Origin of the sequence: Haloplanus salinarum, from assembly GCF_009762275.1 — an archaeon.
GTDB lineage: Archaea > Halobacteriota > Halobacteria > Halobacteriales > Haloferacaceae > Haloplanus > Haloplanus salinarum.
Map to the genome: position 1 here is coordinate 1081505 of NZ_CP034345.1, position 15881 is coordinate 1097385.

The 15881-nt window shown below is 65.2% G+C and carries 24 protein-coding genes and 1 tRNA gene; 11 read left to right on the forward strand and 14 right to left on the reverse strand.

Features of this window, described 5'->3' with window-relative positions:
• Positions 1-33: 33 nt before the first annotated feature.
• Positions 34-606, reverse strand: coding sequence for a response regulator (locus tag EI982_RS06805; protein ID WP_157688806.1), 573 nt, complete (start codon positions 604-606; stop codon positions 34-36).
• 172 nt (positions 607-778) lie between these two features.
• Positions 779-943, reverse strand: coding sequence for a hypothetical protein (locus EI982_RS06810; protein ID WP_157688807.1), 165 nt, complete (start codon positions 941-943; stop codon positions 779-781).
• 200 nt (positions 944-1143) lie between these two features.
• Here EI982_RS06810 and EI982_RS06815 point away from each other — a divergent pair, with 200 nt between their 5' ends.
• Both EI982_RS06815 and EI982_RS06820 read left to right on the forward strand, forming a co-directional pair.
• Positions 1144-1365 (forward strand): DUF5795 family protein, encoded by a 222-nt coding sequence (locus EI982_RS06815; RefSeq protein ID WP_157688808.1) that lies wholly within the window; start codon positions 1144-1146, stop codon positions 1363-1365.
• A 40-nt stretch (positions 1366-1405) separates the two neighbouring features.
• Positions 1406-1581: transfer RNA gene (locus EI982_RS06820), tRNA-Trp, on the forward strand.
• 168 nt (positions 1582-1749) lie between these two features.
• On the opposite strand, the gene EI982_RS06825 is transcribed toward EI982_RS06820, so the two are convergent.
• The 3 genes from EI982_RS06825 to EI982_RS06835 form a co-directional block, all read right to left on the reverse strand.
• A complete protein-coding gene (locus EI982_RS06825; RefSeq protein WP_157688809.1) occupies positions 1750-1959 on the reverse strand; it encodes a hypothetical protein in 210 nt (69 codons plus the stop codon).
• A 73-nt stretch (positions 1960-2032) separates the two neighbouring features.
• The gene (locus EI982_RS06830; protein WP_157688810.1) at positions 2033-2332 is read right to left on the reverse strand and encodes a hypothetical protein; all 300 of its coding nucleotides are present in this window, start codon (positions 2330-2332) and stop codon (positions 2033-2035) included.
• Positions 2333-2420: 88 nt separating this feature from the next.
• The gene (locus tag EI982_RS06835) at positions 2421-3056 is read right to left on the reverse strand and encodes an IS6 family transposase (RefSeq protein WP_157688811.1); all 636 of its coding nucleotides are present in this window, start codon (positions 3054-3056) and stop codon (positions 2421-2423) included.
• Positions 3057-3157: 101 nt separating this feature from the next.
• Between EI982_RS06835 and EI982_RS06840 the strand changes: the two genes are divergently transcribed.
• Both EI982_RS06840 and EI982_RS06845 read left to right on the forward strand, forming a co-directional pair.
• Entirely contained in the window at positions 3158-3418 is a 261-nt protein-coding gene (locus EI982_RS06840; RefSeq protein WP_157688812.1) for an AbrB/MazE/SpoVT family DNA-binding domain-containing protein, read from the forward strand.
• A gap of 2 nt (positions 3419-3420) precedes the next feature.
• Positions 3421-3828 carry a hypothetical protein gene (locus tag EI982_RS06845; RefSeq protein ID WP_157688813.1) on the forward strand — a complete coding sequence of 136 codons (408 nt, stop codon included), beginning with the start codon at positions 3421-3423 and terminating at the stop codon, positions 3826-3828.
• A gap of 1 nt (position 3829) precedes the next feature.
• Here the strand turns inward: EI982_RS06845 and EI982_RS06850 are convergent, their stop codons facing one another.
• From EI982_RS06850 to EI982_RS06870, 5 genes are all read right to left on the reverse strand, one after another.
• Positions 3830-3982: a hypothetical protein gene (locus tag EI982_RS06850; RefSeq protein WP_157688814.1), complete on the reverse strand. Its 153-nt coding sequence runs from the start codon at positions 3980-3982 to the stop codon at positions 3830-3832.
• A 45-nt stretch (positions 3983-4027) separates the two neighbouring features.
• Positions 4028-4465: a hypothetical protein gene (locus tag EI982_RS06855; RefSeq protein ID WP_157688815.1), complete on the reverse strand. Its 438-nt coding sequence runs from the start codon at positions 4463-4465 to the stop codon at positions 4028-4030.
• 110 nt (positions 4466-4575) lie between these two features.
• Positions 4576-4785 carry a hypothetical protein gene (locus tag EI982_RS06860; RefSeq protein WP_157688816.1) on the reverse strand — a complete coding sequence of 70 codons (210 nt, stop codon included), beginning with the start codon at positions 4783-4785 and terminating at the stop codon, positions 4576-4578.
• Between the two features lie 728 nt (positions 4786-5513).
• Complete coding sequence (locus EI982_RS06865) at positions 5514-5720, reverse strand: hypothetical protein (RefSeq protein ID WP_157688817.1); 207 nt, start codon at positions 5718-5720, stop codon at positions 5514-5516.
• Between the two features lie 187 nt (positions 5721-5907).
• Entirely contained in the window at positions 5908-6351 is a 444-nt protein-coding gene (locus EI982_RS06870; RefSeq protein WP_157688818.1) for an Ig-like domain-containing protein, read from the reverse strand.
• A 96-nt stretch (positions 6352-6447) separates the two neighbouring features.
• Here EI982_RS06870 and EI982_RS06875 point away from each other — a divergent pair, with 96 nt between their 5' ends.
• Positions 6448-6690, forward strand: coding sequence for a hypothetical protein (locus tag EI982_RS06875; RefSeq protein ID WP_157688819.1), 243 nt, complete (start codon positions 6448-6450; stop codon positions 6688-6690).
• A gap of 109 nt (positions 6691-6799) precedes the next feature.
• Positions 6800-7963: a pyridoxal-phosphate-dependent aminotransferase family protein gene (locus EI982_RS06880; RefSeq protein WP_157688820.1), complete on the forward strand. Its 1164-nt coding sequence runs from the start codon at positions 6800-6802 to the stop codon at positions 7961-7963.
• Position 7964: 1 nt separating this feature from the next.
• Here the strand turns inward: EI982_RS06880 and EI982_RS06885 are convergent, their stop codons facing one another.
• Both EI982_RS06885 and EI982_RS06890 read right to left on the reverse strand, forming a co-directional pair.
• Positions 7965-8741, reverse strand: coding sequence for a GTP cyclohydrolase IIa (locus EI982_RS06885; RefSeq protein WP_157688821.1), 777 nt, complete (start codon positions 8739-8741; stop codon positions 7965-7967).
• A 54-nt stretch (positions 8742-8795) separates the two neighbouring features.
• Positions 8796-10382: a LamG domain-containing protein gene (locus EI982_RS06890; RefSeq protein WP_157688822.1), complete on the reverse strand. Its 1587-nt coding sequence runs from the start codon at positions 10380-10382 to the stop codon at positions 8796-8798.
• Positions 10383-10542: 160 nt separating this feature from the next.
• On the opposite strand from EI982_RS06890, the gene EI982_RS06895 reads away from it, so the two are divergent.
• Positions 10543-11325: an HAD-IIA family hydrolase gene (locus EI982_RS06895; RefSeq protein ID WP_157688823.1), complete on the forward strand. Its 783-nt coding sequence runs from the start codon at positions 10543-10545 to the stop codon at positions 11323-11325.
• 139 nt (positions 11326-11464) lie between these two features.
• Complete coding sequence (locus EI982_RS06900; protein WP_157688824.1) at positions 11465-11608, forward strand: hypothetical protein; 144 nt, start codon at positions 11465-11467, stop codon at positions 11606-11608.
• Positions 11609-11655: 47 nt separating this feature from the next.
• Here EI982_RS06900 and EI982_RS06905 read toward each other — a convergent pair whose 3' ends face one another.
• Positions 11656-12054 carry an OsmC family protein gene (locus EI982_RS06905; RefSeq protein WP_157688825.1) on the reverse strand — a complete coding sequence of 133 codons (399 nt, stop codon included), beginning with the start codon at positions 12052-12054 and terminating at the stop codon, positions 11656-11658.
• 61 nt (positions 12055-12115) lie between these two features.
• A complete protein-coding gene (locus tag EI982_RS06910) occupies positions 12116-12850 on the reverse strand; it encodes a metal-dependent hydrolase (RefSeq protein WP_157688826.1) in 735 nt (244 codons plus the stop codon).
• 89 nt (positions 12851-12939) lie between these two features.
• Here EI982_RS06910 and EI982_RS06915 point away from each other — a divergent pair, with 89 nt between their 5' ends.
• From EI982_RS06915 to EI982_RS06925, 3 genes are all read left to right on the forward strand, one after another.
• A complete protein-coding gene (locus EI982_RS06915) occupies positions 12940-13671 on the forward strand; it encodes a fumarylacetoacetate hydrolase family protein (RefSeq protein ID WP_157688827.1) in 732 nt (243 codons plus the stop codon).
• Between the two features lie 61 nt (positions 13672-13732).
• Positions 13733-14284: a gluconate 2-dehydrogenase subunit 3 family protein gene (locus EI982_RS06920; RefSeq protein WP_157688828.1), complete on the forward strand. Its 552-nt coding sequence runs from the start codon at positions 13733-13735 to the stop codon at positions 14282-14284.
• Positions 14277-15872 (forward strand): GMC family oxidoreductase, encoded by a 1596-nt coding sequence (locus EI982_RS06925; RefSeq protein ID WP_157688829.1) that lies wholly within the window; start codon positions 14277-14279, stop codon positions 15870-15872. The genes EI982_RS06920 and EI982_RS06925 overlap by 8 nt, the downstream gene beginning before the upstream one ends.
• Positions 15873-15881: the final 9 nt, after the last annotated feature.

Here is a 15881-nt window from a genome sequence, read left to right on the forward strand (position 1 = left end):
TGGGTGCGGCGTGGGGAGACGGGCGGGATCGGACTACAGATCCACCCGGTCGAAGTCGTAAAACACCGCCTCGAAGTCGTTCTCGGTCATCTCGGATTCCAGCTCCGCGATCCGGTCCCGTGTTTGCTCGAAGTCGTCCTTGAGCCGGGCGTACTCCTCGCTCTCGGCCAGTTCGTCCTCGGTCTTGTGGGATTCGAGGGCCGACAGTTTCGACGCGAGGGCAAAGAGCGTCGAGAGGGTACGGTCGTACTCGTTGCGTTCGAGGAGCCCACGGACGAGTCGGCGCACGTCCTCCCGAAAGAGGGGTTTGACCACGTAGTCGTCGAACCCCATCTCGAGGACGTCGAAGTCGGGCTCGACGGCAGTCACCATCGCGACCCTGACCGAGAGGTCCTGGTCGCGAATCCGTTCGAGCACTTCGTCGCCCGAGAGCCCGGGCATCAGTCGATCCAGCAACACCACGTCGACGTCCTCGTCGGCCCGTTCGAGGGCCTCCTCCCCACTTGTCGCCACGCGCACCTCGTAGTCCTCCGAGAGCCACTCGGCGAACAGTTCGGCCAACTCGATTTCGTCTTCGACGACGAGGACGCAGGGTGGTGAGCTCATGTGATGGCCGAATCGAACCGGCTACCCACCCATAACGACGGCTCCCTCAAAGTTATTTCTCCCGCCCAGCGTGCTCACGCGTCGCCGACGGGGTCGGGGTACTGTAACTGTGTCCCCTTGGTTCGCCAGGACAGTCCGTCGAGCCACCGGTAATGACTCACCGCGAACAGTATCAGGAGTCCGCGGACCGCGAGCGCCGCTCGACGGTGAGCGTTCCACAGACCGGGCAGAGACAGAGGTCTTCCTCGAACGTCGTTTCGCACCTGGAGCAGACGTACGTCGACCCCGACTCCGGCCCCAGATCGAGCATCCCGTCGTAGTTGTACGGTGCTGTCACAGCCACCCCACCTCGCCGCCGTGTTGACCGAGTGTTACCCCGTGCATATCGGTGGTGTACGTATCCATCCATACCACTCCATAGTACCAAAAGCTACCGGTCGTCGACGCGGGGGGTCGCCGCCGGGTCGGCGGCGACTGTCCCCGCCCGCCGACTGCCGGTACACAGGGCTTACCCGTCTCCACGCCCACCGTCGACGTATGTCAAACCGCGTAGTCCAGGGCCGCATGGTGACCCCCGAGCGACTGGCCGAACTGATCGAGGGCGAACGACCGATGGAAGCCGACGGCATCGAGGACGCCGACAGGGCGTGTCCGGAGTGCGGGGGCGACGTCCTCGCCGTCTCGTATATGCCCACGGTTACCGAACTCATCACGGGCTACAAGTGTCAGGACTGCGACTGGTCCGACGCCGACCGATAACCGAAATCCCTTTACGGTCCTTCGGGTAACGAAGTAGCGAGGGGTTGTGGCCAAGCCCGGCATGGCGACTGACTCCAGAGGCCACGCCCGGTGACGACACTCCAGCTGATATACCGAGCGCGCGACTGATCATCGCCGCGCGACGACGACCCTCTGGAGTACCGAGGCGCAACCGGAGATATCAGTCGATCGGGGGTTCAAATCCCTCCAACCCCATTCCTATCTTGAAGGTCTTGTACTTCGAGACCGCGAGGATCGGCAGGTACATCGGGGTCTCGCTCTGTTCGGGCGTGAACTCGGCCGTGAGCTTCTGCCCCGGCGCGAGTGTGGCGCTCACCGTCTCGTTGAACGGGGCGTCGTCGGGATCGGGACAGGGGACCAGCATCACTCGCCCCCCGTCCGATCGTCGACCTGCTCGTCGGTCCCCGCGGGCGAGATCTCGAACTGAAGCTTCGTCGAGACGGCGAGCAGGTCGCCGTTGCTGTCTCGGAGCTTGGCGTAGATCGGGACGCCCTGCTCGGAGCCCTTGGCCACGCGGTTGAGCAGGCGCAAGAAGGTGCCCCGGTACGGTGTGATCTTGGCGATGGGCGTCATCACCCCGGGGGGGTGTTGGTCTCGGTCTCGACGACGTCGCTGGTTTCTCCCTCCACGACGAAGATCTCGACCATCAGTTACCGCCCCCGTCACCGACGGAGGTGACGCGCTGTTTCAGGTCGAGCCGTTCGGCGAGCTTGTCGACGGTGTAGAGACCACCGCCCATTCGGGCTATGTTCGTCCCCTCGGGGAGGTAGCCGGCGCCGAGTACGATAGCCACACCGTACACCTCGTCGGGGAGATCCCACGGCGAGTGCGGTTCGATCAGGTTCCGTACGACCGTGCCCGCGAGGAACGACCCGAACAGGATGCCGATGTCGGTCCACATGTCCGAGTCCGCGAGCGTGTCGAAGCTGTCTGCAAGTTCTCCCATGCGACGCTCCGACCAAATGGACGTTCGCTTGTAATCGACCGCGAAAGACGCTCTTAGAACGGAATAGGGTCTATGAGGATCTTCGTGTTTAGTTTGGAGCATTGTGCCAGCGAGCGAAACTCTGCAACCAGTTTTCAGCTGTTGCTGGGTCGACGTGGCTGAAACAGTTTGAAAACGAAGAGGTTCGTCGTTTTACTTCTCTAAATATACGTTCGATGGCATTCCGATTTCCGTGGCGTTCTGTCTGAAATCGGAGCCCTGATCGGTCAAGTGCAGTTTGGAGATGTTTGGCGCCATCGACGAGAAACAGGGCGGACTCAACATCGTGTTTCTCCCGCAGTTCGTTGAGAAAGATTTCAGTAAGAGCGGTTGTAGTGGTCGAAAACAACCGTAGATGGAGTAATTCGTTCGTCTGTGGATCCGCGGCGGCGTACAGCCAGAACTGCTGATCATTGATTCGAATCACGGTTTCGTCAACCGCAACCTGATTCGGAGCCTTCCCGCTGACTGGCTGTAGATCGGCCTTCTGCACCCAATCGTGGACCGCTTTCCGAGAGCGTTCGACACCCAAACTACCAAGAGCAGAGACGGTATTCGAAAGTGATAGTCCAGCCAAGTGCATCTGAATACCGAGCTTCATCGCCGGCTCGGGTGTCCGCTCTCGTTCCACAAAATCCAAATTGATCCAGTCGCTATGTCCGCTGAGGCGGGCGATTTCTGGCATAGATCACCGAGAAATTCTCCCGCCTCACTCTTCATCGTTAACTAAACACGAAGATGAGGATTCACCTAACAGCTAAGGTATTACGACGAGTATTACCGAGTATGAGCAAGTCGACGCGCGTCACCGAGAAGGGACAGGCGACGATCCCGAAAGAACTGCGCGAGAAGTACGACCTCGAACCGGGCGACGAGGTCGTCTGGATGGATACGGAGGAGGGTATCGTCGTCAAGAAGCGCACGCGCACGTCGGGACGCGGGATGCTCCTGCCTGACGACACCTCCGAAGAAGAACGCGAAGCCGTTGCGGAGGAACTCGAACAGCGCGTCCGCGAGCGCCGTGACCGCAACTACGAGGAAGCCTAATCGTGGCGACGTACACGGCCGACGCGGTCGCGTTGTTGGTGTATCTCGTCGATTCGCTTCCGCCCAGAGCGGATCGGATATTCGCCGAAGCGGAAGCCGGAGAGACGGTGATTCAAGCGCCGAGCACGGCCCTCGCAGAAGTTCTCTACGCCGTCTCTCGGGACGGGGATGTCCGCGGGGTCACACTCACCGGAACGCCGGAGGAAACGCGGCAGGCGTTAGTCGGTGAAGGGCCGATTTCTATCGCGCCCGTCAACGACGCCGAACTCCTCGAGTACGCCGCAATGGTCGACGAGTTCAGTATTCACGACGGCATGATCGTCGCCAGCGACCGAGCCCAGGAAACGGACGCGATCATCACCTCGGACGGGGTCATACAGGAATCCGAAGTCGAGACGGTCTGGGACTGACTCAGGTCGGCCCGTCCCACTTCTTGATGAGTTCGAACACCCCCTCCGGGTTCGTCGGCCGAACGCCGTACTCGTCTTCGAGTTGATCCCGTATCTCCCTGAATCGGGCGGCCTTCGATCCGTACAGCGTGATCGGTTCTTTGGGTTCGGTCATGAGTCGAAGGGATGGCGGAGTTTCTGGTCACTCCCGCCGTAGTGTTTAGCCGTCATCTCGAGGCTCGCCGAGTCCAGCCGTTCCATCTCGCCCTCGTCGGTCGATAGGTCCACTCGCTCGACCGGACCACGCCGTCAACCTCGGTCTTCTGCAGGGGACGGGACCGTCCTCGGGGTGATGGAGTTCGGCGGGGAGGTTCGGCACTTGGTCGGCCTCGGGGTTGTGCACCTCTACAGGGTACTCGGCGTCGAGCTTCCCACGATCACGGTCGCTCCCGAAACCGCCGAGCAGGTTCGCGTTGTTTCGGGAGATGACTGCCTCGTCGATCTCTTGGAGTCGTTGGGGGATCCGGATGGACGGGACCTTGCCGCGGCCGTTCGTCGCGAGGAGTTTGATGGCTTCGGGAAGCTTGACGTCTTGAGGAGCGACCAGGTAGGCCCCGTCGACGTCGGCGGCCTCGGCGAGCCGGGAGACCGCGGCCATCTGCCGGGCCTCGATGTTCGCGATGACGTCGGCGAAGGCCTGGGCGACGGGGGGTCTCCGAGGGCGTCACCTGTCCCATCGCCTCGCGCATCATCCGCTCTTTTGCCCGGTCAAGCATCCCCGCCCACCTCCGAGAGGGCCTGCGCCGGCAGGTCGGTCTTCGAGAGCACGACCGTCCCGGCGAGGATGAGCGTCCATATCAGAAGCTCCTTCTCGGGGGGCATGTCGGCCCGCCCGCGTTTCTCCATGACTTCCTCGAACGCCTCGTCGAGGTGGAGGTCGCGGGCCATCCGCTCGCCGAGCGGTTCGGCGCCGTCCAAACGTACGCACGGCTCTCTTCCTGACGTGTCCACTGCTAACTATAGTAGCGATTGAAAGTCATCACACAGCCGATCCCAGTACTGCGTACGGTCGGCTGTGCAAACAGTTTCAATCGCTACTATAGTGGATCCCAGAGTTGCTAAGCGGGAGTGAGTGATTTTTACCGGTCCTGATCGTCTGTGGAGTACGTATAGGTCCCATCGAAGGACATGCCAGAGCAATTAGGGAAATCGTCGGCTTCTGGGCAGCCCTCACAGTCGTCAGTCGCTGTCCAGGCCTTGTACCCGACGTAGGGGATGAGGAAGCCGAAAAACAAACACAGGGTGAGGACCCGCTCACTCGGCCTGAAAACGAAGGGAAGAGTGACAAACGCCAAACCGACGGCTAATGTAGCCTTTGTCAATATTCTCTGCCAGCTCGTTCGCCGCCCGGGGATGATTTTGAGTAAAACCTTTGGTGAAATGAGCAGAAATCCGATCATATACAACGAGAGTGTCGTTGTATTCGCTATTTGTTCGCTGAATACAGTCAAACGCAATACGATTAGAGCCAATAAGGAGACAAAGCCAACGGGATACACAATGAAGCAGCCCATACAGAGCTTCTGTCCGTATAATTCGACCACATGATGGGAATAATACTCGCAGGTAGGATGATGCGCTAGCAGCAGCGGGTCCTCTTTTCCGACCTTTCTAACCAGTTTCTTTAGCGGGTTTTGCATTATCCATTATTTGTACTGATCTAGATCTTCCTGACAATTAGGGCATGTCGATGCCTGCATGTCGGCCGTCTCCCTGCACTCCGGGCAGATCACTCTCTCTTCCCTGTTTGAATAGTAATTATAAATTCCGTACGGTAGACAACAAAAGGCCGCGACAAAGAACGTAAATCCCATTTCTCCTGTGAACTCTTTTGTGGTTTCAAGTTCACTCATGGCTACATGTTAATTAGATCATATTTATAAATGTTACTATTTTTGCACTTTGCGCCCCCTGATCGTCTACGTTATCACCGGACTACCGAGAGGAGTGGAACAGATATCTCTTCCAGAGGAGGAGTTCACAACCCCCCCAACCTCGGATCAGTCTCGAATGGAATAGCGACGACGAACCGCCGGTCGATCACTCCTCCATCAGGATCCGAATCCGCTCGCCGATTTCGACGATCAGGTTCGCCCCCGTCCGGCGGTCGTACTCCTCGACGTCGAAGGGGCGAACGGACTCGCTCCCGTCGGGGAGCGCCACGGTCAGTTCGTACGCACCCGTCCGATCGATGCCGGGGTCGACGGTCCGTCGCGCGCCCGCGCCGACGGCGACGGTCCCGCGGTACACGCGGTCGCCGTCGCTCGTGACAGTCAGCGTGACGTCGAGGGTGGCGTCACGGCCGTTGGTGACGACGATGGCGATCCGGTCGGAATCGGGGGTGGACGAGGTACGGTCGCCCTCGGGCGTCGCCGTCGATCCGTCGGGGGTAGTCGAGGCGTCGCCGCCACCGTCGGGCGCGGTCAGACAGCCGGCAGGGAGCAGAGCGACGTGGAGAGCAGCGAGGAACGCGCGGCGGTCCATAGGGAGGCGCTGGCGCGGCGTCGCCAAAGTTCCTGTGGGAGGTCGCGTCGGGCGCGTGGCCCCGCCGCTTTTCACGCGGGCCGTCGACGCGGACGTATGTCCGCACCACCGGACGGGGAGTCGTTTCCGGACCCGACGGACGGCGGCGAGTCGGCCTGGCCGTTCGACTGGTACCATCACGCGCTCGCTCTCGCCTACAGCGTCAGCGCCGCCGTCTCCGCGGAGGCCATGCCGCCCGTGCGACTGGCGCTTTACTTCCTCGCCTCGCTGATCGGCGCCTACGTCGTCGTGGCGGTTCTGACGCTCGGCTGGCGGTTCGCGTGGGCGCGGTGGGGATGACACCTGCCACCACGTGAAACGTCTGCATGTAGCAATCGTCGAATCGAACTTCGACGATGTATTGCCACGAACACCCAGGTTTTTATTCCGCTCGCCCTTCGGGTCCGGTATGAAGAGCCCACCTGACACGAGCGAATTCGACACGCCGTCACGGATCTTGATGGGTCCCGGCCCGAGCATGATCGCCCCCCGTGTCCTGCGCGCGATGTCGACGCAGGCGCTCGGGTATATGGACCCGGCCTTCCTGGAGATCATGGACGACATCCAGGAGCTGCTGCGGTACACGTTCCAGACGGACAACGAGTGGACGCTGGCCACGAGCGGGACGGGCACGGCCGCGATGGAGACGGCCATCGGCAACCTCGTCGAGCCGGGCGATACGATGCTGGTCCCCACGAACGGGTACTTCGGCGACCGCATGGGGAAACTCGCTCGCCGTGCGGGCGGCGACGTGGTGACCGTCGACGCCCCCTGGGGCGAGCCGCTCCAGCCGGCGGACGTGGCCGACGCTTTCGACGAACACCAGCCCGACGTCTTCGGGTTCATCCACGCCGAGACCAGCACGGGTGTTCGCCAGCCCAACGTCCCGGAGCTGACCGACATCGCCCACGACCACGACGCGCTCGTGCTCGCGGACTGTGTCACGTCCCTCTCGGGCGTCGAACTCCACCTCGACGAGTGGGGCATCGACGCCGCCTACGGCAGCCCCCAGAAATGTCTCTCCTGTACCCCCGGGGCGACGCCGCTGACGATGAACGACCGCGCCCGCGAGAAGGTGTTGAACCGGGAGACCGACACCGGCTCCTGGTATCTCGACCTCGACCTCGTCATGGAGTACTGGGGCGACGAGCGTAACTACCACCACACCGCCCCGACCACGAACTTCTACGGGCTCCGCGAGGCGCTTCGCCTCGTGGCCGAGGAGGGCCTGGAGAACCGCTGGGAGCGCCACCGCGAGGTCGCGGGCGAACTCCGGGAGGGGCTCCAGCAACTCGGCCTCGAACCCGCGGCCGAGAAGGAGTACTGGCTGCCCAGCCTGAACACCATCGAGGTGCCGGACGGCGTCGACGACACCGCCGTCATCGAGTTCCTGATGCAGGAGTACGACATCGAGATCGCGAGCGGTCTCGGTGCCCTCGAAGGCGACGTCTGGCGGATCGGCTGCATGGGCTACTCCGCGCGTCGACAGAACGTCGCCTGCCTGCTGACGGCGATGGAAGAGGCGCTCGAAGCCCAGAACTTCGACGTGGGCGAAGCCGTCATCGAGGCGTAACCTACTCGCCGTCGCCGTCCGCCGTCACGTCGCCGCGCTCGACCGCGGTCCCACGGTGGCGACACTCCTCCAGGGCGTGTTTCGCCGCCATCCCCGCCTCGTGAGCGGAGGCGCCACGGCCGACACCGACCTTGAGGTCGACGCCGACGGCCTCCTCGACGTGGTCGATGGCGTTCCGGTAGTCGTCGGACGTCATCTCGGGCGTGACGGCGATGATGTTGTCGCCGCCGACGAAAAAGGAGAGTCCACCGTGTTCCTCGCGGAGGTAGCGCATCAGCGTCGCGTACCCCTGTTCGATCTGGATGAAGGAGTCGAACTCGTTGAGTCGGTCGGTGTACTTCTCGGTCGCGTCGTTCACGTCGAAGTGGGCGATGGATACGTCGTCGCTCCCGTCGTCGATCGGTTCGCCGACGAGGACCTCGCGCCGGTCGCCGTCCTGTGCGCTTCCGGCACCCTGGAGGCCCTCGGTCGCCCGCTCCAGCGCGACTGCCGGGTTCGGATCGACGCCGACGCCGAGGCTGAGAGTGACCGGATAGCGGTTCCCCATCGACTCCTGAAGGAGTTCGTGGTCGGCCGCGTCCAAGCCGTTCGTCACCGCGACCATGTTGTCGAATCGGGTGAAGAAGGCGTATCCGCCCCGGTAGCCGACGAACTGCGCGATGTCGGCGAAGAGGCGCGACTGGAGCGTCTGGAGGTCCATCTCGCGGCGCGGTTCCGGCGTCACCGTCCACGGCCCGTAGTTGTCGATCTGAACGAGTGTCAGCTGCGTGTTCGTCACGGTACCGGAAGGTAGGGCGGCGTCCAAATGGCTCTTTGGTTCCGTGAGGGGGGGTCAGGCCGAATCGTAGATGGACTGCACCTCGCTCGCCGAGAGGGCCCGGGAGTAGATGCGGACGTCGTCGACATCGCCCACGAACTGCCCGAACCCATCGCCGCGAGATCCGATCCCGAGATCACCCGTCGTCGAGTTGACCGCCCCAGTCCCATCGTCGGTGACGATTAGTGACCCGTCGACGTAGACTCGAACCTCGTCGTCATCGGTATCCTGTACGAGTACAGCGTGATGCCACTCGCCGAGCGTGAGGGGGCCCGCACCGGTGTCGTTGACGGCCCAGTCGCCGGTACCGTTATCGATGGCCCACCATAGCGAATTGTCGGACGAAGTTCGTCCTCCGGCCGAATCGAAGACGATTTCGTATCCCTGCCGGATTCCGAACACGACCTGATCCCTCCGACCGTCTTCTGTCGATCGGAACCACGCCGACGCGGTAAAGTCCGCGAGGTCGGTGAGCGATCCGTCATGGGTGACTGTAACGGCGTCTCCGTCATCGAACGACGCCGCCCGTCCGACCTGCCCGCTCGTGTACGACACGTCGCCGCTGTTCGACCCGTCGTACCCGTTCCCGCTCAGGTCGTCGGCGCTGTTCTCGAACGGGTAGTACGCGACGAGGTCGGTTTCTCCCGCGTTGTGGCGGCACTGCTCGGTGTAGAAGCCCAGTTCGAAGGTCGCGGAGTCGGACTGCACCTGATTGCCGTGGTCGATCGGCAGCCACCAGACGACGCTCACTTGGTGAACCGCCGATCCGTCGTCGAGGCTGCCGGCGAAACAGCCTTGCTCGCCGGTCCCGCCGCCGACCTCGGCGTCGATATCCCCGTCCAGCGCGATGCCGTCGCCGTCGAGGGTCGCCAAGAACTCGCGGAGAGTGTACTGTTCGACGGGCTGGAAGCCCGCGTCGGTGTCCTCGAAGCCCGACGGGTCGCCGTTGATCGGGCCGACGCTGTATGTCACCTGAATCGCGTCGAGGAGTTCGACGACGCCGCTCTCCTCGTCGGGGTCGTCGGCCTCCGGTTCGGTGACGCCGTTCTCGTTCGCCGAGTCCAGCCCACCGGTGAGCCAGACGTATCCGGGGTTGTCACACAGCTCGAACGCGAACTGCGCGCCCCCGAAGTCACCGGGCTTCACGTCCGAGATGTCGATGATCACCGGGCCGTCGGCGTCGCTCTCGGTGCCACAGAGGCCGTCGGTCGCCGCCGACACGCCGCCGTTGACACGGTTGTACGGGTCGCCGTCCCCGTCGGTCGAGATGGCGTCGAAGAAGTTCGCGTAGTTGTCGCCGTCGACGTCGATCGCGATGTCCCGGGCGTCGGCTTGGTCCCCACCCGGTGGGAGGCGAATGTCCGTCGCTGCCTCGTCGGACGCCATCCCGGCGTACTCCGCCTCGTCGGGGGACCAGTCCGAGTAGTGCTCGGTCGCCGCCACCTTCATGTCCAGCGTTCCCGCGGTGAGCTGGTTGTTCTCGAACGTCTCCTGATCGCTGAAGTACGCGCTCGTTCCCAAACCGGCGCCCGCCGACGCGACGCCGATGGTGCCGAGGGCGGCGAAGGCCTGCCGTCTCGTGAGTTCGAAGTTACCGTCCATGATTGCTCTCCCGGATCGGGACGATCGGTCGTCCCTTCTGGTTACGCCAGTCCACTAGGGGTATCCCATTAGCTAATGACGCCTTGTGACACCTAACGGATCGTTAACGGCGTTCAGGCCGAGCGCGAAGTTCAACTGCCTCGGGTTCCAACCCCGCGTGATGACCTATCGTGGCGTCGTCCTCGACGTGGACGGGACCGTGGTGCGCGGCGACGAGCCGATCCCCGGCGCGGCGGAGGGCCTCGACCGACTGGCCGCCGCGGGCTGTCGGCGGCTGTTCGTCTCGAACAATCCGACGAAGCGGCCGCCGGCGTACGCCGAACGCCTGGGTCGGGCGGGGTTCGACGTCGACGCCGACGAGATCGTCACTGCCGGGACGGTCACGACCACCTACCTCACCGACCGCCACGCCGACGACGCGCTCTTCGTCGTCGGCGAACCGGCGCTCGTCGAGCAGTTGACCGACGCAGGACTGACCGTCGTCGACGAGGCCTCCCGCGCCGAGACCGTCGTCCTCTCGATCGATCGGTCGTTCGACTACGACCGCCTCTGTGCCGCGCTCCGGGCCTGCGAGGACGAGGACGTGCCACTCGTCGGCACCGATCCGGACATGCTGATCCCCGCGGCCGGCGGCGACCTCCCCGGGTCGGGTGCCATCATCAACGCCGTCGCCGGCGTCGTCGGCCGCGAACCGGACGTGGTCCTCGGCAAGCCCTCCGAGCCGGCGCTTCGCATCGTCCGCGACAGCCTCGGAGTGTCGCCCTCGTCGTGTCTGGTCGTCGGCGACCGCCTCGACACCGACATCGCCCTCGGCGAGCGTGCGGGCATGACCACGGCGCTCGTCCGCACCGGCGTCAGCGACGACGACGACATCGCCGAGAGCGACGTCTCGCCGGATTACGTCCTCGACTCGCTGGCCGACGTCGACCGGATCCTCGGCTGATGCGGACCCGGAAGCGACGATCCGACGCCCGCCGGGCGACGGAGCCGTCGTCGACCCGCGGTCTCGGCGGGCGCCGAAACGGGGGATTCGCGCCGTGTCTGACGCAGCTTTATTTGCGTGTGGCACGTTACCACGACATATGCCACCGAACGACAGCCCGTACGTCTTCCGGGAGCGGCCGGACGACGATGACGACGATACCGAACGCCCGCCGGCGACGAACGATCGGGAGGTCGTGATCGTCGACGGGCGCGCGATGAGCTACCGCTGGTACCGCCGCTGACGGAACTCCTCCGCGTCACCACACCGTACGGCCAGCGGCGGCGCCGTTCAGAAGGCGTCGCCGTACACTTCGATATCGGCTTGGAGGCCCTCTCGGAGCGCCGCGTGGACGTGACAGATGTCCTCCGCGCGGGCGACGATCTCGTCGAACTCCTCGTCGGAGAGGTCGGCGGCGACGTGGACCGCAAATTCGATGGACGCGAGGTCGTCCTCGTCGTCCAGTTCGGCGTCCGCGTCGATCTGGATCTTGCCTAGGTCGTCGTGATCCCGCTGCTGGCCGCCCACGCGGAACGCGGGCAGGAAACAGGAGGCGTACGTCGCCACGAGCGCCGCGTTCGGGTTCGGCCCTTCCTCGTCGGTCGCGTCGACGGTGAACTCGAAGTCGCCGACTTGGTTGACGCAGGCGAAGCCCTCCTCGCTGACGGTGATGGTCTCGATATCGCTCATGCCACCGTCCGAAAGGCGCCGCCGCGTCTAAATACTATCCCTCCCCGGATCCGGGCGGCGCTCACCCGTCGCCGTACGGCCGTTCGAACGTGTGACTCTCGTCGCCGTCGAGGACGTGGACGTCGGCGTCGGAGCCGGTCGCCGCGACCTCGCGCTCGAACCGGCTCACGTCGATCTCGATCGGCGGGAAGGTGTCGTAATGCATCGGGAAGACGTGGTCCACGTCGAGCCAGTCGGCGGCGATGGCGCCCTGTGCCGGGCCCATCGTGAAGTGATCGCCCACCGGCAGGGCCGCGGCGTCGGGTTCGAGGAACGGCCCGATCACGTCGCGCATCTCGGTCATCAGGCCGGTGTCGCCCGCGTGGTAGAACGCGAAGGCGTCCTCGTCGGTCTCCTGGGTCGGCTCGGTGTCGCCGACGACGTACCCGGCTGGGGTGCCGGCGCTGTACTCGTAGTCGGTCATCATCCCGTTGGTGTGATCCGCGCGGTGCATCGTCACGTAGGCGTCGCCACACTCGACGGTGCCGCCGAGGTTCATCCCGATCGTGTCCCCGGCGCCGTGTTCGTCGGCGACCCAGCCGGTCAGCTCCGGCGTTCCGACGACCGTCGCGTCCGGGAACGCGCCCACGTCGGCGACGTGGTCGGCGTGGCCGTGGGTCAACAGGACGTAGTCGGGTGCCGGGACGTCGGCCGGATCGAGCGACGTGTGCGGGTTGTCGAAGAAGGGGTCGATCAACAGCGACGTGTCGTCGACCGTGACGTACCACGTGGAGTGGCCGTGCCAAGTGAGTTCCATTGCGTCGGGGAGTTGTCGGGAAGCGACCGTCAATCTTACCCACCGATCGAACGGGGAAGGCTTATTCCGTCGGCCGGCGAGCGCCCTCCATGCGACAGGTCAGATTCCGCGACCCCGCAGGGATGGTCCGCACCGGCGAGTGGCACGGCGACGCGGTCAGCTTCGCCGACGAAACCTACGCCCTCGACGAGGTCGACGTCCTCCCGCCCTGCGAACCGTCGAAGATCGTCTGTATCGGACTCAACTACGCCGATCACGCCGAGGAGACGGGGATGGAGATCCCGGACCGACCGATGCTCTTCCTGAAGCCCCCGAACACCGTGGCCGCCCACGGCGATACGATCACCCTGCCCGCGGGCAAAGAGCAGGTGGACTGGGAGGCCGAACTCGGCGTCGTCATCGGCGAGCAGTGCCGGAACGTCGACGCCGCCGACGCCGAGTCGGTGATCGCGGGGTACACCGTCGTCTGTGATATCTCCAACCGCGACGACCAGCGCCAGGAGCAAAACTGGGTGCGCGGCAAGGCCTTCGACGGCGGCGCCCCGCTCGGCCCCGTGGTGGCCGACCCCGAACACCTGCCAGAGGAAGCCGAGGTGAAACTCCGTGTCAACGGCGAGACGAAACAGGACTCCGACATCTCACAGCTCATCTTCACGGTGCCGGAGCTGATCGAGGAGATCTCGACGTACATGACCCTCGAACCGGGCGACGTTATCTCGACGGGGACCCCCTCGGGCGTCGGCGGCCTCGCCGACGGCGACGAGGTGGAAGTCGAGGTCGAGGGCGTCGAAACCCTCTCGTTTACCGTTCGACGGGACTGAGCCACAGTCCGCGAGAGTGGAAGGCAAGCCATAAATTTAGGCCTGCCTAATTCCCGTCCCGATGGACCTGACCAGGCGGGACGCGGTCGCGGCGCTGGCGGCGACCGGCGGAGCGGTCGCCGTCGGACGCACGCTCCTCGACGACGATCAGTCCGCGGATGCGACGGCCGCCGACGCCGACGTCCCCGAGGACGCCCTCGCGACGCTCGTCGCCGTCGCGGAGGTGGTGTATCCCGACGCCGCGACGGGCGTCGACGACTTCGTCGAGACGTACGTATCCGGCCGGGTGGCCGACGACGACGAACGACGGGCCGGCGTGGTGGACGCGGCCGCGGAACTGGACGCCACGGCCCGCGACTGGTTCGACACGCCCCTGACGGAACTCGACCCCGGGACCCTCGACGGCATGCTCAGGGACCTCCGGGTCGACGCGAGCGATCCGGACCCGAACGGCGGGATCCCCGGCCGGGTTCGCTTCTACGTCGTCAACGAACTGCTCTATGCCTTCTACGCGTCGCCCACCGGCGGTCGACTGGTCGGCATCGAGAACCCGATCGGTCACCCCGGCGGAACCGAGAGCTACCGCCGGGCCGGGATGGAGGACCATGGCTGACGCGGCGGCCGATCGAACGCCAGCGCCGCGCGCGGACGCCTGCGTCGTCGGCGCCGGCCCCGCGGGCGCCATCGTCGCCGCCCGCCTCGCGGAGGCGGGCCACGACGTCGTCGTCCTCGACGCCGGACCGCGGTTCGACCTCGCGGACCGCGAGGAGCAACTCGACGCCCACCTGCGACCCGGCGTCGAGGGGCTCTGGGGCATGGGCGGGGAGCGCGACGCCTACGCCACCGAGGGGCCGCGGGACTACCCGCTGAACGCTGCGCGGGTGAAAGGCGTCGGCGGGTCGACGCTCCACTGGCAGGGGATGGTGATGCGCCTGCACGAACGCGACTTCGCGATGCGGTCCCGACACGGCGTCGGGGCCGACTGGCCCCTCGACTACGCCGACCTGCGCCCGCACTACGCCGAGGCCGAACGCGAACTCGGCGTGGCCGGCGCCGACGACAACCCCTTCGCCCCGCCCCGCGAGGAGCCGTTCCCCCTCCCCGCGTTCCCGCCCTCCCACAGCGACGCCATCTTCGCCGAGGCCTGTGAGTCGCTCGGCCTCCCCACCCACTCGGTGCCGAACGCCCGCAACTCCGAACCCTACGACGGCGCGTCGGCGTGTGTCGGCTACGGCACCTGCAAGCCGGTCTGTCCCTCGGGCGCGAAATACACCGCCGAGCGCCACGTCGCCCGCGCGGAGGCGGCCGGCGCCCGGGTGATCGACCGCGCGCCGGTTCAGCGACTCGTCCACGACGACGCCGGGGAGCGTGTCGAGGCCGCCGTCTACGCCACCCCGGACGGGACCGAACACCGACAGGACGCCCGGGCGGTCGTCCTCGCCTGCGGCGGCGTCGAGAACGTCCGCCTCCTCCTGCTCTCGGCCTCCGAGTCCTACCCCGACGGCCTCGCCAACTCCTCGGGTCTCGTCGGGCGGTACTTCATGGACCACTGCTTCGCCGGCGCCGGCGGCCGGATCGACCGCGAAACTCGGCAGAACCACGTGGGGTTCAACACCACCGAGTGTCACGCCCTCTACGACGGTACGGACCCCCTCCCGGGCGTCAAACTGGAGTTCCTCAACTACGCCGGCCCCTCGCCCGTGACCCAGGCGCTCGACGCCGACGACTGGGGCGACGCCCTCCTCGAATCGCTGCGGGAATCCTACGGCACCCACCTCGCGGTCGGCGGCCTCGTCGAGCAGTTCCCCGACGCCGAGAACCGGATCACGCTCGACCGCTCGACGACCGACGACCACGGCAACCCGGTCCCCGAGGTCCGGTGGTCGATCGGCCAGCGGACCCGCGCGGCCATCGAGCGGGCGAACGAGGTGCAGGTGGCCATCCTGGAGGAACTCGACGCCGAAATCGACTGGGTGGTCGGTCCCGACGCGACCGGCCCCGCCTTCCACCACATGGGGACGACGCGGATGGGCACCGACCCCGCCGAGAGCGTCGTCGCGCCCGACTGCCGGACCCACGACCTCGACAACCTCTGGATCGCCGGCAGCAGCGTCTTCCCCACCGGCGGCGCGATGAACCCGACGCTCACCATCGCGGCGCTCTCCTGTCGGCTCGCCGACCGCCTCGACGGGTGGCTCTGAGGCCGTGCC

What these genes read in the sequence shown, in the direction of transcription:
- EI982_RS06805 (WP_157688806.1), bottom strand. Translation starts at nt 606, where the DNA reads ATGAGCTCACCACCCTGCGTCCTCGTCGTCGAAGACGAAATCGAGTTG.
- EI982_RS06815 (WP_157688808.1), top strand. Translation starts at nt 1,144, where the DNA reads ATGTCAAACCGCGTAGTCCAGGGCCGCATGGTGACCCCCGAGCGACTG.
- EI982_RS06825 (WP_157688809.1), bottom strand. Translation starts at nt 1,959, where the DNA reads ATGACGCCCATCGCCAAGATCACACCGTACCGGGGCACCTTCTTGCGC.
- EI982_RS06830 (WP_157688810.1), bottom strand. Translation starts at nt 2,332, where the DNA reads ATGGGAGAACTTGCAGACAGCTTCGACACGCTCGCGGACTCGGACATG.
- EI982_RS06835 (WP_157688811.1), bottom strand. Translation starts at nt 3,056, where the DNA reads ATGCCAGAAATCGCCCGCCTCAGCGGACATAGCGACTGGATCAATTTG.
- EI982_RS06840 (WP_157688812.1), top strand. Translation starts at nt 3,158, where the DNA reads ATGAGCAAGTCGACGCGCGTCACCGAGAAGGGACAGGCGACGATCCCG.
- EI982_RS06850 (WP_157688814.1), bottom strand. Translation starts at nt 3,982, where the DNA reads ATGACCGAACCCAAAGAACCGATCACGCTGTACGGATCGAAGGCCGCC.
- EI982_RS06855 (WP_157688815.1), bottom strand. Translation starts at nt 4,465, where the DNA reads ATGGCCGCGGTCTCCCGGCTCGCCGAGGCCGCCGACGTCGACGGGGCC.
- EI982_RS06865 (WP_157688817.1), bottom strand. Translation starts at nt 5,720, where the DNA reads ATGAGTGAACTTGAAACCACAAAAGAGTTCACAGGAGAAATGGGATTT.
- EI982_RS06870 (WP_157688818.1), bottom strand. Translation starts at nt 6,351, where the DNA reads ATGGACCGCCGCGCGTTCCTCGCTGCTCTCCACGTCGCTCTGCTCCCT.
- EI982_RS06875 (WP_157688819.1), top strand. Translation starts at nt 6,448, where the DNA reads ATGTCCGCACCACCGGACGGGGAGTCGTTTCCGGACCCGACGGACGGC.
- EI982_RS06880 (WP_157688820.1), top strand. Translation starts at nt 6,800, where the DNA reads ATGAAGAGCCCACCTGACACGAGCGAATTCGACACGCCGTCACGGATC.
- EI982_RS06890 (WP_157688822.1), bottom strand. Translation starts at nt 10,382, where the DNA reads ATGGACGGTAACTTCGAACTCACGAGACGGCAGGCCTTCGCCGCCCTC.
- EI982_RS06895 (WP_157688823.1), top strand. Translation starts at nt 10,543, where the DNA reads ATGACCTATCGTGGCGTCGTCCTCGACGTGGACGGGACCGTGGTGCGC.
- EI982_RS06900 (WP_157688824.1), top strand. Translation starts at nt 11,465, where the DNA reads ATGCCACCGAACGACAGCCCGTACGTCTTCCGGGAGCGGCCGGACGAC.
- EI982_RS06905 (WP_157688825.1), bottom strand. Translation starts at nt 12,054, where the DNA reads ATGAGCGATATCGAGACCATCACCGTCAGCGAGGAGGGCTTCGCCTGC.
- EI982_RS06910 (WP_157688826.1), bottom strand. Translation starts at nt 12,850, where the DNA reads ATGGAACTCACTTGGCACGGCCACTCCACGTGGTACGTCACGGTCGAC.
- EI982_RS06915 (WP_157688827.1), top strand. Translation starts at nt 12,940, where the DNA reads ATGCGACAGGTCAGATTCCGCGACCCCGCAGGGATGGTCCGCACCGGC.
- EI982_RS06920 (WP_157688828.1), top strand. Translation starts at nt 13,733, where the DNA reads ATGGACCTGACCAGGCGGGACGCGGTCGCGGCGCTGGCGGCGACCGGC.
- EI982_RS06925 (WP_157688829.1), top strand. Translation starts at nt 14,277, where the DNA reads ATGGCTGACGCGGCGGCCGATCGAACGCCAGCGCCGCGCGCGGACGCC.